The sequence below is a fragment of the Tenacibaculum singaporense genome (assembly GCF_003867015.1).
Taxonomy (GTDB): Bacteria; Bacteroidota; Bacteroidia; order Flavobacteriales; family Flavobacteriaceae; genus Polaribacter; species Polaribacter singaporensis.
The window spans coordinates 3040336-3055542 of record NZ_CP032548.1; the positions used below are offsets into that span (position 1 = coordinate 3040336).

The 15207-nt window shown below is 31.6% G+C and carries 17 protein-coding genes; 10 read left to right on the forward strand and 7 right to left on the reverse strand.

Annotated elements, in window-relative coordinates:
* The first annotated feature begins 5 nt into the window (after nucleotides 1-5).
* The 6 genes from D6T69_RS13565 to D6T69_RS13590 all read left to right on the forward strand — a co-directional run bounded on the left by D6T69_RS13565 (nucleotide 6) and on the right by D6T69_RS13590 (nucleotide 5768).
* Nucleotides 6-1766: a hypothetical protein gene (locus tag D6T69_RS13565; protein WP_125068344.1), complete on the forward strand. Its 1761-nt coding sequence runs from the start codon at nucleotides 6-8 to the stop codon at nucleotides 1764-1766.
* A gap of 61 nt (nucleotides 1767-1827) precedes the next feature.
* Complete coding sequence (locus D6T69_RS13570; protein WP_125068346.1) at nucleotides 1828-2193, forward strand: hypothetical protein; 366 nt, start codon at nucleotides 1828-1830, stop codon at nucleotides 2191-2193.
* Between the two features lie 50 nt (nucleotides 2194-2243).
* A complete protein-coding gene (locus tag D6T69_RS13575) occupies nucleotides 2244-2573 on the forward strand; it encodes a hypothetical protein (RefSeq protein WP_125068348.1) in 330 nt (109 codons plus the stop codon).
* Nucleotides 2574-2812: 239 nt separating this feature from the next.
* Nucleotides 2813-3286 carry a 23S rRNA (pseudouridine(1915)-N(3))-methyltransferase RlmH gene (rlmH, locus tag D6T69_RS13580; RefSeq protein WP_125068350.1) on the forward strand — a complete coding sequence of 158 codons (474 nt, stop codon included), beginning with the start codon at nucleotides 2813-2815 and terminating at the stop codon, nucleotides 3284-3286.
* 167 nt (nucleotides 3287-3453) lie between these two features.
* Nucleotides 3454-4320: a coiled-coil domain-containing protein gene (locus D6T69_RS13585; protein WP_125068352.1), complete on the forward strand. Its 867-nt coding sequence runs from the start codon at nucleotides 3454-3456 to the stop codon at nucleotides 4318-4320.
* A gap of 167 nt (nucleotides 4321-4487) precedes the next feature.
* Nucleotides 4488-5768, forward strand: coding sequence for a glycosyl hydrolase family 18 protein (locus D6T69_RS13590; RefSeq protein ID WP_125068354.1), 1281 nt, complete (start codon nucleotides 4488-4490; stop codon nucleotides 5766-5768).
* Between the two features lie 60 nt (nucleotides 5769-5828).
* Here the strand turns inward: D6T69_RS13590 and lgt are convergent, their stop codons facing one another.
* From lgt to D6T69_RS13625, 6 genes are all read right to left on the reverse strand, one after another.
* Nucleotides 5829-6689 (reverse strand): prolipoprotein diacylglyceryl transferase, encoded by an 861-nt coding sequence (lgt, locus tag D6T69_RS13595; RefSeq protein ID WP_125068356.1) that lies wholly within the window; start codon nucleotides 6687-6689, stop codon nucleotides 5829-5831.
* Nucleotides 6690-6800: 111 nt separating this feature from the next.
* The gene (gene yidD, locus D6T69_RS13600) at nucleotides 6801-7037 is read right to left on the reverse strand and encodes a membrane protein insertion efficiency factor YidD (RefSeq protein WP_073181389.1); all 237 of its coding nucleotides are present in this window, start codon (nucleotides 7035-7037) and stop codon (nucleotides 6801-6803) included.
* The gene (gene cysS / locus D6T69_RS13605; RefSeq protein ID WP_125068358.1) at nucleotides 7038-8519 is read right to left on the reverse strand and encodes a cysteine--tRNA ligase; all 1482 of its coding nucleotides are present in this window, start codon (nucleotides 8517-8519) and stop codon (nucleotides 7038-7040) included.
* 108 nt (nucleotides 8520-8627) lie between these two features.
* Entirely contained in the window at nucleotides 8628-10094 is a 1467-nt protein-coding gene (locus tag D6T69_RS13610) for a hypothetical protein (RefSeq protein ID WP_164506730.1), read from the reverse strand.
* Nucleotides 10075-10641, reverse strand: coding sequence for a hypothetical protein (locus D6T69_RS13620; protein WP_125068364.1), 567 nt, complete (start codon nucleotides 10639-10641; stop codon nucleotides 10075-10077). Before D6T69_RS13620 ends, D6T69_RS13610 begins: the two co-directional genes overlap by 20 nt.
* The gene (locus D6T69_RS13625) at nucleotides 10634-11182 is read right to left on the reverse strand and encodes an RNA polymerase sigma factor (RefSeq protein ID WP_125068366.1); all 549 of its coding nucleotides are present in this window, start codon (nucleotides 11180-11182) and stop codon (nucleotides 10634-10636) included. The genes D6T69_RS13620 and D6T69_RS13625 overlap by 8 nt, the downstream gene beginning before the upstream one ends.
* Before the next feature lie 100 nt (nucleotides 11183-11282).
* Here D6T69_RS13625 and meaB point away from each other — a divergent pair, with 100 nt between their 5' ends.
* The 4 genes from meaB (at nucleotide 11283) to D6T69_RS13645 (ending at nucleotide 14080) form a co-directional block, all read left to right on the forward strand.
* Nucleotides 11283-12356 (forward strand): methylmalonyl Co-A mutase-associated GTPase MeaB, encoded by a 1074-nt coding sequence (meaB, locus tag D6T69_RS13630; RefSeq protein WP_125068368.1) that lies wholly within the window; start codon nucleotides 11283-11285, stop codon nucleotides 12354-12356.
* A gap of 83 nt (nucleotides 12357-12439) precedes the next feature.
* Nucleotides 12440-12781 (forward strand): tRNA-binding protein, encoded by a 342-nt coding sequence (locus tag D6T69_RS13635; protein WP_125068370.1) that lies wholly within the window; start codon nucleotides 12440-12442, stop codon nucleotides 12779-12781.
* A gap of 47 nt (nucleotides 12782-12828) precedes the next feature.
* The gene (locus D6T69_RS13640) at nucleotides 12829-13617 is read left to right on the forward strand and encodes a helix-turn-helix domain-containing protein (RefSeq protein ID WP_125068372.1); all 789 of its coding nucleotides are present in this window, start codon (nucleotides 12829-12831) and stop codon (nucleotides 13615-13617) included.
* 100 nt (nucleotides 13618-13717) lie between these two features.
* Complete coding sequence (locus tag D6T69_RS13645) at nucleotides 13718-14080, forward strand: cupin domain-containing protein (protein ID WP_125068374.1); 363 nt, start codon at nucleotides 13718-13720, stop codon at nucleotides 14078-14080.
* 61 nt (nucleotides 14081-14141) lie between these two features.
* Here the strand turns inward: D6T69_RS13645 and moeB are convergent, their stop codons facing one another.
* Complete coding sequence (gene moeB, locus D6T69_RS13650; protein WP_125068376.1) at nucleotides 14142-15200, reverse strand: molybdopterin-synthase adenylyltransferase MoeB; 1059 nt, start codon at nucleotides 15198-15200, stop codon at nucleotides 14142-14144.
* Nucleotides 15201-15207 lie beyond the last annotated feature (7 nt).

The window sequence follows — 15207 nt, forward strand, 5'->3', positions numbered from 1 at the left end:
AAAGAATGCCAAACTTAAAATTCAAACGTCTGCTGATTCTATCAAATTCAACAAAAACAGCAAATCAATTCGAATTCAGCGAAACATTGAATCTAATAACGGCAATTGATAATAGTGTAGGAAAATCAACACTAGTAAAATTATTGTTTTGGGGAATAGGCTGTGAACCTACTTTAGATACAAGCTGGAGAACTACAGATAGCAAAACTATTGTAGAATTTACTGTTGATACAACACTTTACATTGTCAAACGGTATAAAAATAACATATCCCTAAAAACTGATAATAATGCATTTATTAATTATGATAAAATTACAGGAGAGTATTCTAAGAAGTTAGCTGGAATTTTAAAATTTAAAGCACTTCTTCCGAACAGAAATTCAGGTTTAATGGAAATTCCTCCACCTGCATTTTACTTTTTACCATTCTATATTGACCAAAAAAGAAGTTGGTCTAAAGCTTGGGATAACTTTGAAAAGTTAGAACAGTTCTCTAACTGGCGAAGTACGATTGTAAAATACCACGTTGGCTTACTTACTTCAAAACATTTTGAACTTGAAAACGATAAAGCACTAAAAAAAGATTCAAAAAAAACTATAGAAAACCAAATTGAAAAAATTGAAACAACTATAGAAATAGTTAAAGATTATATTCCTGAAATAGCAAATACTATAACTGAAACGAAAGAGTTTGAAGTATTAACAGAAGAAATCAAAATTGATTTAAGAAAATTACAAGAAGAGCAAGAAAAAATACTAAATAAATTAACCATATTGAATGGAGAGAGAGTATACCTTGAACAACAACAAGTAATTACAGAAAAAATCATATCTGAACTAGATAAAGATTATAAATTTACTATTGAGAATATAGAAGACGATGAAGTTGAGTGTCCATTATGTGGAGTAGTCCACGAAAACTCCATAATCAATAGAACATCAATAATGACTGATAAAAGTCAAGCTGAAAATCAATTAGAATCAATTTTAGCAGAACTTAACAAAGTAAACATAAAGCTAACCAAAGCGAACAGTAGCTTATCTAAAGCTAGAGAAAACATTAATCAAATCAACAAAAAGTATACTATAACTGAAGAAACTTCAAACTCTCAAGATTTAGCAAATAATGTTAAAAATATAAATATCAATTTTAATGACATAATTGAAAACATTGCTGGTAATTCAATTAAAAAAAATGTTTTAAAAGACAAAGCTGATAAAGTTAACTCTGTTGGTACATTAAAAAAAGATATTAGAGATATTCGTAAAAGACAAAAAAAATTAATCACCAATGAAGATGTTGAAGAAATAAATAATTCTTTTAGTTCTATTTTCTCAGATTATATAGAACTACTGGATGCTGAAGCTGTAAATATATCAGATATCAGATCTCCCTTAGATTACAACAAAGTTATCAAGGAAGGTGGAGCTGCAGAAGGTTCTAGGGCTATTTTAGCATACTATTTAAGTATCTTTACAATGGTTGAAACGTATGGAAATGAAGTTAAATCTGCTTTAGTTATTGACACTCCTAATCAACAAGAACAATCAGATACTAATTATGAAAAAATTGTAAACCTACTAACAAATAAAACATCCAGAAAAACGCAAATATTATTATGTGCAATGGAAAACGAACATTTAGAACAATTCAGAAAAAAAGCTAAAATAATAACTCTTACCAAAGAAAAATTAATGCTTAAATCAGAATATGAGAATGTTAAAAAGATATTTGAAAGAGTTAACCCAACTACCAACAATGCGTAAAAACATAAGGTGTTCCCATATTTACTTAAGAATCTGTATTTTTTATAAACCAAAAAAAACTATGAAAAGAAAACTATTTATAATGTTACTTTTAATTCAATGCTCTATTGTAAATTCTCAATCTTGTGAGAAAATAATGGAATTTGTAAAATCTAAAAGTTATGGTACCTCCTATACAAGTTATGATAGTGACGCAATTTCGAAAGTAACATTCTATTCTGTTTCTGAAAATTACAAAACTCTATATTTTGCAATTGTTTGTTTCAAAAAAAAATATTCTTATGGGTGCAATGAATATATTTATCAAGTAAGTTCAAACACTAAATTAAATTATTCATTAAACTACTTAAATAGCGCAGGAAAAGCATTCTGGAAATATATACATCCGCATAGGAAAAATTTGAATTGTTCACCTAATTTTAATTAAGATATTATACTAAACCTTCGAAAAACATTAACAATAAATAAAAACAAACTATGACTATAACAGATTTTAATGAAAAAGGCTTCATTTTATTTATGATTTATTACAGAGATAATGGACATCATATCATCAAATTTGATTATACTAATCAAACAATGAAAGATGAAATAAACAAAGAACCACACAAAATAGAAAGTTTTTATGGAGGGCTTCCTGATAACGAATTTAATGCCTTATTGAAAGGGAAGTCAAGAGAAGAAGCTATACATGAAATGATAATTTCATCATTAAATCATTCAAACCTTTTTAGTGAAAAAATAAATACAGATAGTTTAGAAAAAATAACATATCGCTTTTTTGATAAAGCAAAAAAAATAAATTAGAATTGACTTTTTTTCATATAAAGGGTAACAGTAGAAGAATCTAATAATTGTGATTTTAAAGAAGAACGCATTTCATATGGAATGCGTTAATAAAACTGTACAAAACAATGACTAAAAGTAATTAATGACTTATTTTTTTGCACGTAACAGGAATCGAACCTACACTATCTTGGTAACAAGCCCCTCTAGCATGTGGTTACCAACTTTAAGAGTTTATAAAACATTCGTAATTTTGCCACATGAAAATAAAACTACTCGCCATAGGCAAAACTGATAATAAGCAGTTACAGCAATTAATTGACGAATACCAAAACCGCTTAAAACATTACGTAAAGTTTGAGTTGGAGATTATTCCAGATATTAAAAACGTTAAAAACCTAAGCGAGGCACAACAAAAAGAAAAAGAAGGCGAGTTAATTCTGTCAAAATTACAACCTACCGACCAACTAGTTTTATTAGACGATAAAGGAAAGCAACATACTTCCATGGAGTTTTCTCAATATCTACAAAAGAAAATGAACTCAGGTATTAAACAATTGGTGTTGGTTATTGGCGGTCCTTATGGTTTTTCTGAAACCGTATATAGTAAAGCACAAGGAAAGTTATCGCTCTCTAAAATGACATTTTCTCACCAAATGATTCGTTTATTTATTGTAGAGCAAGTGTATCGTGGGTTTACTATTCTTCGTAACGAGCCTTATCATCACGAATAAGTATTGTAACATTATTTATTCACATCAAGTTTTATGTGAGTCAAAGCATTATGTTTTTTGCTTACTGAAAAACACAGTAAAAAACATGTTAAAAAGTTATTTTTTTTTCGCATTTAGCCATACTTTTGCGCCCCAAAAAAACAAAAACTTAATACCATAAAATTACAATGAAAACACTAAGATTCTTAGTCACTTTAACTTTTTTCATAACGTTTACTTGCCAACAAGTAAATGCTCAAGATGACATTAAAGCTTTAAAAGCTCAGGTAAAAAACAAGAAAGATCAAATTAGCGCTAATGAAGAAATTTTAGTGAGTGGAGTTGGTGCTTTAAAACGTGTAAAAGGAAATTTAGAGCGTTTTAAAACAAGTAAAAAAGCTACAAAACAAGAGGTAGAAAGAAAAGAAAAAATTGTTGCTAACATGCAACAAAGACTAAGCAAACTAAACAGTCAAATTGATTTACACAAGAAAGATTTGGCGTCTCTTGAAAGAAAATTAGCTAGAAAACTTAAAAAAGAAGAAACTAAGGAAGCAGAGGTAAAAGAGGAAGCTAAAGTGACTACTGCAAGCACTGGTCTTGTGGTATATGAAGATAATATAAGTGATGAGCAGAAAGAGGTTCTTTTACAAAAACAAAAGCTTGAAGAGGCTCGTAAGAAGTTAGACGAAGAAAGAAAAGCTAGAGAGCTTGCTTATTTAAAAGAACAAGAGGCTTTACGTTTAGAGGAAGAAAAACTAAAACAATTAAGCAACCAAATTAAGGCTAAGGAACAAAACATTAGTAAAGAGAAAAACACCTTAATAAGTGATCTTGAAGATGATATTAGCATTAACGAAGAAATTTTAATTAGTGGTAAAGAAGGTTTAGCTAAAATGAAATCTAAATTAGAAGAGGCTAAGAAAGATGCTTCTACTTCTAAAGAGAGTATAGAAAGAAAACAAGCTATTATCAACAAAATTGAAAATCGCTTATTAAAAATTGAAAATGAAATTGATGCTAAAAAGCAAGAGTTAGCAAAAATAAAAGGATAAAATTCCTGACTTCATACAATAAAAACTCCGAGCTTTTCGCTTGGAGTTTTTTGTTTTCTATAGATGTAGCTTTCTACCAAGAAACTGTTTTACAAAACTTATTGTATTTTAGTAATTCTTAGAATTTTAGAAGCTATGATTATTTACTAACCTATCTTTTTATTAACATGAAACACCCCCCGAATAAGCAAACTTGGTTACTCCTTACTCATTTATTTTTAATCGCCTTCATTACTTCGTGTTCAAACTCTAAAAACAAGGAAACACAAACTAACAACCCAAAACCTGTAGAGCACAAAGACTCCATAAGCATTGCAGATGGCAAACAGTTTATAAGTCAGCGTCACTTACATGAAAAAACCTATGGCGGTTTAAATTTTACTACCGAACAGCAATGGGACAGTTTAAACAACATTTCTTACAAACCTATAACTCATAAAAAAGGAAACGTACATCCTAATTACCGTACATTTGGCTGGCATGTATATTCCAACGGTTCTTCTTATAAAAGTTATAATTTTTCTATGCTTTGGGGAATTTCATACTTTTCTTATGCTCTTGATCCCAAAACAGGTAATTACAAAAGTATACACCAATGGAAAACTACTTCGTTAATCGACAGTGCTCAAACAAAAGGTTGTAAAGTCTTTTTGTCTGTTACAAACTTTGGAAGCGAAAACAATGCTGTGTTTTTAAATAATTCAAAAGCGCAAACAAGACTTATAGAAAATCTAGCTGAGTTACTTGCCTTAAGAAATGCTGATGGAATTAATATCGATTTTGAAGGGGTTGCTAAAGAAGATAGAAATCAACTTACACAGTTTATCATTCAGGTTTCAAAAAAGCTAAAAGAAAAGAATCCTAATTATAGTGTCTCTTTGTGTTTGTATGCTATTGACTGGAATAATGTATTTGATATTCCTGCTATCAATCCGCATATCGATTTTTACACGCTAATGGGGTACGATTACTACGGAAGTTTTAGTAAAACTACTGGTCCTGTAACTCCTTTTAAATACAGTAAAAAATTCGGGAATGGTTTAGAAGCCTCCGTTACTTATTATAAAAACAAGGGAGTGTCTCTAGATAAATTAATTGCGGGACTTCCTTATTACGGTGCTGAATGGTACACTAAAAAACCTGAAATGGGCGCTAAAGTAACGAAGTTCAAATCGCATCCTCGTTATTATACCATACGATATATATATATTGATTCTTTACAAATTCCCGTTAAGTTTGATCCTAAAAGTGCTTCTAGCTATCTAATTATCAAAGACAGCAACCATGAATATAGACAGCTATTTTTTGAAGATGTGCAGTCGCTTTCAATAAAATACGACTGGATAAAACGCAATAAAATAAGCGGTGTCGGTATTTGGGCACTGGGTTATGACAATGGCTATTCTCAACTGTGGGATTTGCTAGCTGAAAAGTTTTCTAAAGAGTAAAACGGTAACTTTTGAATAATAAAAAACTCCAAGGGTATCCTTGGAGTTTTTTTATTGTTTTTATGCAGTTGCTTTAGGTTTTCTAAACATTAACCAAAAACCGATCAACACTAGCGGAATACTTAACACCTGACCTGTGTTCAATGTATTGAACACCCAATCTTCTCTTCCTTCTACTTGTGCTTCTTTTAAGAATTCTATTACAAAACGTAACGACCATAATACCACCATAAACAGTCCGAATAAAAAGCCTGTTTGATTTTTCTTGTCTGTTTTCCAATAGAAATACCACAAAGCAAAGAATAGTACTAAATAACTAAATGCTTCGTATAATTGGGTTGGGTGACGTGGTACCGTCTCTCCTGCTCTTTTAAAGATGACACCAAAGCTGCTTCCTGTTGGTTTTCCGTAAATTTCAGAATTAAAGAAGTTTCCGAAACGGATAAAAAATCCTGCTAAGGCTACCATAATTCCTAATCTATCTAAGATAAACAACCATGGTTTTTGTAAGTGTTTCTTTGCGTAAAAGTACATGGCTATTGGAATTGCTATTGCTGCTCCATGACTTGCAAACCCTGTAAATCCTGTAAATTTCCATCCATCTAACAATCCGAATAAAGCCGAAGCTCCTTCTTGTTTTTTAAATGGTAATATGATTTCTAGTAAATGATTTTGGTAATAATCCCAACTGTAAAAGAATACATCTCCTAAACGCATTCCTATTAACATAGAAACGAATACGTACATAAATAACGGATCTAGTTTTTCAACAGCAATGTTATCGTTAATGTAAATCTTTTTCATTAATCGAAGTCCTAAAATAAACGCTGCTACAAACATTAAACTGTACCAACGAATACCAAAACCTCCTAAATTTATTATTTCTGGGTTCCAATCCCACACTATGGATAAAAAATTCATCTACTTTAATTTAGTTTTTGTTTCATTGTGAACCTTTCGGCTGTCAATTAAGGCAAGTTAAAATGAAATAATCTTAAGATTACTTCTTAATAAACTCCTCAATGACAATTATTATTTTTCTTTTTTCTCTGGAACAGGATCGTAACCGCTTCCTCCCCAAGGGTGACAACTGAAAATTCTTTTCAATGCCAACCAACCACCGTAAAACAATCCGTGTTTTTGTAACGCTTCAATTGTGTAGCTTGAACACGTTGGTGAATATCTACATGTTGCTGGTGTAAACGGAGATATGGCTGTTTGATAAAATCGAACTAGTAATATAAACGGATATGTTAGTATTTTTTTCAATTAGTTAACTGTAAACGTTGTTCCTTCTCTACCGTCTTTTAATTGAATACCTAATTCCAGTAATCTATCACGAATTTCATCAGATAATGCCCAATCTTTATTTTCACGTGCTTCTTTACGCATGCTAATTAACATTTCAACTACGCCACTTAGTTTGTCTGAATTATTTCCTTCTGAAGTTTCATTCATTAGTCCTAATACATCAAAAACAAACGCATTGATTGTATTTTTAAACACTTCTAAATCTTCGATAGTTAAACTCGCTTTTCCTTCTTTTATTTGATTGATAACTTTTACTGCTTCAAATAAATGTGATATTAATATTGGTGTATTAAAATCATCATTCATAGCATCGTAGCAGTCTTGTCTCCATTTTTGCACATCAAATGTGGAAGTAGTACCTGCTTCAATTTTGTCTAAGAAATCTACAGCTTCCATTAACTTCGCATGTCCTTTTTCAGCAGCTTCTAACGCTTCTCCTGAAAAATCTAAAATGCTTCTATAGTTAGCTTGCATATTGAAAAAACGAACTACACTTGCAGAAAACGGTTTTCCTAAGATGTTATTTTCTCCCGTTAAAATTTCATTTGGTAAAATAAAGTTCCCTGTTGATTTTGCCATTTTTTGACTGTTCAACAATAGCATGTTAGTATGCATCCAGTAGTTTACTGGCTTTACACCACTACAAGTTTGTGATTGTGCAATTTCACACTCGTGATGTGGGAATTTTAAATCCATTCCTCCACCATGAATATCGAATTGTTCACCTAAGTACTTTGTACTCATTACTGAACATTCTAAATGCCACCCTGGAAAACCATCACTCCAAGGTGAAGGCCAACGCATGATATGACGATCGTCGGCTTTTTTCCAAAGCGCAAAGTCTTGCGGGTTTCTTTTATCTGACTGTCCGTCTAACGCTCTTGTGTTATGAATAGCATCTTCAAATTTTCTACCAGAAAGAATACCGTAATTACCTGTTTCGTTATATTTTAACACATCAAAATATACTGAACCGTTTACTTCATAAGCAAAACCTTTATCCATGATTTCTTTAATCATTTCAATCTGCTCTACAATATGACCTGTAGCGGTAGGCTCTATACTTGGCGGTAAAAAGTTGTAGTTGTTTAATACATTATGGAAATCAACTGTATAACGTTGCACCACTTCCATCGGTTCGATTTCCTCCAGTCGTGCTTTTTTTGCAATTCTATCTTCTCCTTCATCTGCATCGTTTTCTAAGTGACCAGCATCCGTAATGTTACGTACATAACGCACCTTGTATCCAAGGTGTAATAAATAACGATACACCACATCAAAAAACATAAAAGTTCGTACGTTTCCTAAATGGGCGTTGCTATATACTGTAGGACCACATACATACATACCTACGCGTCCTTCGGTTACTGGTTTAAAAAGCTCTTTTGATTTGGTTAAAGAGTTATATATTTTAAGTTGATTTTCTTTGTATAATTCCATAGTAAAAATGACTATTTGCAATCGCTAATATAGGCACTTTATAAAGAATATAGAAAAAGAATTTGGCAGCAATTTTGTAGAAATAAAAAGTAATTTTGTTTGTATTTCTTATTGATTTTTAACTTTTAATTGACTGTATTTACCGTCTATTTCAATTTTCTTATCGTTTGATATTAAAATAAACTCTCCATTATATTCTACACTTCCATCTTTTAGTTTCTTAACCTTATTACTCTGAATATCGAATTTTTTGTTTATCCCTGCTAAATCAACTCCCGCATCTGAATAGCTTAAAAGTACTTTTAAATTATCATGGCTAGGATGAACTTTGGTAATGGTTAAGTTTCCAAACTTATTATTTACTTCAACATTACTATAAACATTGTTTACTACAAGTCCTGATGAATTAGAGTTTACAGTTGTATTAGTAACCGATGCTAATTGAGCATCGGTTACATTATTTAAGAACAACGTACAAGCGTTTAATGAATTTATATTTACTGGTGAAAATGAAATATTTAATTTTCCACCGTCAAGTGCGTCAGCTTTAAAGGTTCCATAACTAACCTTTCCTGAAGCTTTGGTTTTTGGTAGTTTTACTTTACAGTGACGTGTATTCAAGTCAAACGTTGCCGATTTTGGAACTTTTATCGTAATCTTCTTTGTAATTTTTACTTTTTTTCCATTAATCATAAGGTTATTGCTCTCAGAAGAGTAAGAATAATTCATACGAACTTTTTGCATCTCTTTTCTTGCCTTGTGCATTTCCTTTCTTGCTTTTGCAAGTTCTTTTCTGATTTCTTCTCTATTTATTTTTCTAATTTCAGCTCTTGCTTTAGCCATTTCTCTTCTTAGCTCTTTTTGATTGATTCGCTCTTTCTTAGCTTTTTCTAATTCTTTTTTAATATCTCTTTTTCTTTCTTCTTGATGCTTTTTAAACTCTTTATATTTATCAGTTTTCTTGAATTCTTCCCATTCCTTTTTCGACTTAATGGTAATATCGTTTACACCATCTTTCCATTGAAAGAAGTAATTTCCTCCATCTTTTGCATACTTATCAAAGTCAAATTCGATGTCTTCTAAACCGGTAACGATTTCTTCAAAGTTGATTTCTGGTATTTTTATTTCTGGAAGTTCAGGTATTTCTGGTATCTCTGGAATTCTCACTTCTGGAACCACCACAACTTCATCATCACCATCAAATTGAAATACCTTTGGGTAGTTATTGTCTGATGAATTGAAGAATACAATATTGTCTCCTCCTATTCTAAAGCTATTTCTATTGGCATTAATTTGCACCTTACTTTTATTCCCTAAAGCTTCAAATTTCCAATTGTCTAAATATTTTTGAGCCTCTTTTTTATCTAGCCCTTCAACTTCGACAACAGCTTCTACTGAAACTTCATTTTTGTTCCATGTAGTTACATCAACATCTGCATTAGATGCATTGATATTAACTACTACATCTTTATTTGTCTTAAAATTTTCACTAAACTTTTTGTTGTATTTCTGTGCAGATACAACGCCAGTTACTAACAGTAAAAAAACACTGATTTTAAATTGTTTGAATGTCATTTTGAGTTGGATTTTTAAATTCTTGTAATTGTTTTTGCATACGTTTTAACAGCTGTAAACGTAATTGCAGGTTTCCAATCAATGCATTGATAGTATCGTCGTTAACTCCTTTTGTATTGAGCTCTTTGGTTAACGATTTATATTCTTTGGTTAATTCACCTAACTTGGTTAAATAACCATCAAAAAGTTCTTTATTATCGTCAGTTAATTCTAACTGACTTAATTCGTAATTAATTGTATTTACATAGTAGTCTTCCACCGTTTTTAACTCAGGTGAAATAGTTCCTAAACTAATTTGATTTTGAGTTTCTTTTGGAAGCTCAGTTATTATTGGATCTACAGTATTAGTTGGGTAAAACTGAATTCCCAAACTCACCAACAACACAATAGATGCTGCTATATACAACCACTGATATGATTTTTTTGTTGATGGTGTTGAATGCAATTCATCCATTAACTTTTGTTGAAAACGCTGTCTGTGATTTGTTGATAACCTCTCTGTGTTTTCAACATTGTTTTTTAGTATTTCTCTAATATCTTTAGACATGATGTACTGCTTTTAATTGTTCTTGCACTTGTCTTTTTCCTCTTAATAAATGTGTTCTCGAACTCACTTCTGAAATTCCTAATATTTGTGAGATTTCTCCGTGATCATACCCTTCTAATAAAAATAGGGTTAACACAACTCTATACTTTTCTTTTAATTGTTGAATGCAGTTTACAATATCTTGATACGATATAGTAGCGGCTACATTCCAATTATCATCATCTGCTACTGTGGTAATTTCTTCGTTAATAGAAACCAGTTCTAATTTTCTCTTCTTTAAATAATCAATACTTTGGTTAATAACGATTCTTTTTAACCAAGCACCAAACGCTACTTCATCTTTATATGAATCAATATTTTTAAATGCTTTTATAAATGCTTCTTGCATTACATCTTCCGCTGTGAACGAATCTTTTACATACCGTAACGCCACTGTATACATGGCATCACAATACAAATCATACAATTGCATTTGCGCTTTTGCATCATTGTTTTTACAGGCATCTATTACCGATTGATGTAACTGTTTAGTTGATTTCATTCTTGATTTCTTACCCTAAATACGAGACTTTTTCCGCCGCGTTGCATTTTCCTGCATTTTTATTTCTAAATTTACGTTATTATTTTGTTTTACCTACATAATGACCGACAAAGACACATCTGCACTCTCTGAAAAAGACGGGGTTTCTCAGCCTGAAACCACCAGTAAATCATCTGCAGAAAAAATAAAACGTAACAGAAGAAAAACTACCTCAACTGAAGAATTTGTTACTCAAATAGTTGCTGGTAATATTCCTTTTTTAAGTAGAGCTATTACGTTAGTGGAAAGTACAAACCCAAAACACCAACAACAAGCTAATGAAATTTTAGAAGCTTGTTTACCGTATGCCAATAAATCGGTTAGAATTGGAATTACGGGTGTTCCAGGTGTAGGAAAAAGTACATTTATTGAGGCTTTTGGTAAACATTTAACTTCATTAGGTAAGAAAGTAGCTGTTTTGGCGGTGGATCCGAGTAGTTCTGTTAATAAAGGAAGTATTTTAGGTGATAAAACACGTATGGAGGAATTAGTAACCGATGAAAATGCTTTTATCCGTCCTTCTCCTTCTGGAACTTCGTTAGGTGGCGTTGCTCAAAAAACACGTGAAAGTATTATTTTATGTGAAGCAGCTGGTTTTGATACAATCATTATTGAAACGGTAGGTGTTGGACAGTCGGAAACGGCTGTACATTCTATGACCGACTTCTTTTTATTATTGAAATTAGCGGGTGCTGGTGATGAATTACAAGGTATTAAACGTGGAATTATTGAAATGGCAGATGCGATTGTGATTAACAAAGCAGATAGCGGTAATGAAAAAAATGCTAAACTGGCAAAAGTAGAATTTAACAGAGCTTTACACTTATACCCTGCTAAGGAAAGTGATTGGCAACCTAAAGTTTTATTGGCAAGTGCATTGCATCATCAGGGAATTGATGCTATCTACGTAATGATTGAAGAGTACATGAACTTAGTAAAAAAATCAGGCTACTTTCAACAAAAAAGAAACGAACAGAATAATTATTGGTTATTAGAAACCATCAATCAGCAATTAAAAAGTAATTTTTACAACAACCCAAAAATTAAAGAACTTTTAAAACAGGAAATTGCAAAGCTAGAAAATGGGAAAACTACTCCATTTACTGCTGCCAAACGATTGCTAGAAAATAACTAAACTATGGAGCCCATAATGGGCACTTAATAAAATTTTATTTTTAAACAACTAATAAATACCTAACTGGTATAATTTACAGACATATGGAAGAGAACACCCTCACTTGGAACGATTTTACAAAAGTAGAAATGCGTATTGGTACTATTATTTCAGCGGAAATTTTTAAAGAGGTTAAAAACCCTGCCTATAAAATGCAGGTTGATTTTGGTGATTACGGAATTAAAAAAACCTCAGCGCAAATCACTAAATTGTATCAACCTGAAGATTTAATAGGAAAACAAGTAGTTGCTGTGGTAAACTTTCCGAAAAAACAAATTGCTAACATGATGAGCGAATGCTTGGTATTAGGTGGTTTAGGTGATGATAAAGAAGTTACTTTGTTAACTACTGAACGTACTGTTAAAAACGGGACGAAGATTGCGTAAGAGTTTATTTAGGCTATAGCAGTTTTTCATTCTATAATCAATTACAAATGATAAACCTTCAGAAAATTGAAGCTATTTCGGACTTCAAACCTAAGAGGATAAAAAAGTATCTTCTTATATGGTGCAATGAGGGACAAGTTTCTATGGTGGTTGACAATAAGCGTCTAACTCTCTGCAAGAACCAAATTCTTACAATAACTTCTGGGCAATACCATTACTTTGAAAATGTTAATGAAGGAAAAGGATATGTACTTGATTTTACACTCAACTATATATGCAAAACAGAGAAAGATATTGAATTAATTTTTCAGAACAGTCTATTTTGCCATTTTGATTACAATGAAGTAATCTCAATAAACTCTCCTGAAGAAATTGAAACCGAAATCCATAAAATAGAAAGAGAATTAAGAGAAAAACCATTTCAACATTTAGATTCTATCCATGCACGTATTGAGTTACTATTATTCGAAATAAATCGGTCAAAAATTGCTAACGGAGGTGAAATATGGAAACCAGAAGCTCTTTTCTTACAGTTTTTAGAGTTTGTTAGAAATAATTTTGAGCACAATTATTCTTTAAAAAACATCGCAGAACAACTTAAAACCTCTGAATTAAAACTCAATGAGCTGGCAAAAAAACATGCAGGTAAAACAGCTCAAAATGTTATCTACGGTTTAATAATTTCTGAAGCACAGCGTATTCTTCAGTACGAAAATAAAAGTGTAAAAGAAGTCGCTTACAAACTAGCCTTCAAAGACCCTTACTATTTTTCAAAATTCTTTAAAAATCACACTGCAATGTCTCCAACGGAGTTTCAAAGCACACTGATTTTATAAATCTTACATCAAAAACTTAAAATTCTCCATTTCTTAGGTTTCAGTTAAGTATCAACTTTGTCTCATCAAAATTTATATAAAATTGTAAACTTAATTAATTATGAATATTAAAGACTATATCACCAAAAGTGAACAAATTACTTGGAATCCACTTATTGAAAATGGTGTGCATTATCAAGGTGTTTTTGTAAAATCCTTGTATTTTGATAAAGCTACTCAGCGCTCTAAAGCTATTTTATTAAAATTTGAAGAAGGAGCTTCCTATCCTTACCACTCTCATCCAGCAGGAGAAGAAGTATTTGTTTTAAAAGGAAGTTGTGAAATCTTTGGAGAAGTTTTAGAACAAGGAGATTATTTATACACTCCTCCTCAAGGAAAACATAGTGTAAAAACCCAACATGGATGTGTTTTGTTTTTATCTGTACCTGAAGAGGTAGTTTTAATAGAAACTGAAGAAAATTAAAAGAGAAAGGGTGGAGTTCCACCCTTTAATACTATTTTAAATAACTCTTCCTCATAAGGACTTATGAACCAAGTCCTCCCTTTAAATTTAGAAAAGTAACGGTGTCAAATTGTTGCTCTAAAAAATCAATTGCTCGTTGGCTACGTACTCCTGATTTACAATAAACAACCACAGGTTTTTCGATGTTTATTTCATCATATCGTTGCGCAAGCTCTCCTAACGGAATATGTTGCCCTCCAATATGGTGCTGCTCTCGTTCCCAATCCTCACGAACATCAAGCAGGTTATAATTTGACAACTTACTTTGTAACTCTCTTAAAGTTATTTCGTGAGTAGCTGTTTTTATTCCGCAGAAGAATTCATAATCGTTGTTTAACTCAGCAACCTCATCTTTGTCTGTCTTTTCAAACTTTAATATCATTTGACGCATGCTTAATGTATCATACATCAATAATTTATTAGCTAACACCTCTCCTATTCCACAAATAATTTTAATAGCTTCATTGGCTTGTAAACTTCCTATAATTCCAGGTAATACACCTATTACACCAATTTCAGAACAATTGGGTGATTCTTCTGGTTTGGGTGGTGTTGGATATAAACATCGATACGTAGCACTTCCTTGATAATTAAACACACTTACTTGTCCTTCAAACTTAAAAATAGCCCCATACACCAATGGCTTTTGTGTTAATACCGCTGCATCGTTGGTTAAATAACGAGTGGCAAAATTATCGCTACCATCTACAACTACATCGTATTGTTGAAATAATGAAATAGCGTTCTGATTAGTTAATTTTTCTTTATACACATGAAACTGAACAAAAGGATTCAATTTTGACAAACGATTTGCTGCTGTTTCTGCTTTAGACTTTCCTATATCATCTATTGTATATAAAACTTGGCGCTGTAAATTACTTTGATCTACTACATCATCATCAATAATTCCAATCGTCCCAACACCTGCTGCTGTTAAATATTGTAGTACAGGACATCCCAATCCTCCAGCCCCTATCACTAATACCTTGGCTTGTTTTAGTTTTAGTTGTCCTTTTTCTCCTACTTTATCTAGAATAAGATGGCGATTGTATTGTTTTTGTTCTTCTTTACTTAAGTTCATGTTTAAT

Coding starts and splice junctions, on each gene's coding strand:
- D6T69_RS13565 (WP_125068344.1), top strand. CDS start 6: ATGCCAAACTTAAAATTCAAACGTCTGCTGATTCTATCAAATTCAACA.
- D6T69_RS13570 (WP_125068346.1), top strand. CDS start 1,828: ATGAAAAGAAAACTATTTATAATGTTACTTTTAATTCAATGCTCTATT.
- D6T69_RS13575 (WP_125068348.1), top strand. CDS start 2,244: ATGACTATAACAGATTTTAATGAAAAAGGCTTCATTTTATTTATGATT.
- rlmH (WP_125068350.1), top strand. CDS start 2,813: ATGAAAATAAAACTACTCGCCATAGGCAAAACTGATAATAAGCAGTTA.
- D6T69_RS13585 (WP_125068352.1), top strand. CDS start 3,454: ATGAAAACACTAAGATTCTTAGTCACTTTAACTTTTTTCATAACGTTT.
- D6T69_RS13590 (WP_125068354.1), top strand. CDS start 4,488: ATGAAACACCCCCCGAATAAGCAAACTTGGTTACTCCTTACTCATTTA.
- lgt (WP_125068356.1), bottom strand. CDS start 6,689: ATGAATTTTTTATCCATAGTGTGGGATTGGAACCCAGAAATAATAAAT.
- cysS (WP_125068358.1), bottom strand. CDS start 8,519: ATGGAATTATACAAAGAAAATCAACTTAAAATATATAACTCTTTAACC.
- D6T69_RS13610 (WP_164506730.1), bottom strand. CDS start 10,094: ATGACATTCAAACAATTTAAAATCAGTGTTTTTTTACTGTTAGTAACT.
- D6T69_RS13620 (WP_125068364.1), bottom strand. CDS start 10,641: ATGTCTAAAGATATTAGAGAAATACTAAAAAACAATGTTGAAAACACA.
- D6T69_RS13625 (WP_125068366.1), bottom strand. CDS start 11,182: ATGAAATCAACTAAACAGTTACATCAATCGGTAATAGATGCCTGTAAA.
- meaB (WP_125068368.1), top strand. CDS start 11,283: ATGACCGACAAAGACACATCTGCACTCTCTGAAAAAGACGGGGTTTCT.
- D6T69_RS13635 (WP_125068370.1), top strand. CDS start 12,440: ATGGAAGAGAACACCCTCACTTGGAACGATTTTACAAAAGTAGAAATG.
- D6T69_RS13640 (WP_125068372.1), top strand. CDS start 12,829: ATGATAAACCTTCAGAAAATTGAAGCTATTTCGGACTTCAAACCTAAG.
- D6T69_RS13645 (WP_125068374.1), top strand. CDS start 13,718: ATGAATATTAAAGACTATATCACCAAAAGTGAACAAATTACTTGGAAT.
- moeB (WP_125068376.1), bottom strand. CDS start 15,200: ATGAACTTAAGTAAAGAAGAACAAAAACAATACAATCGCCATCTTATT.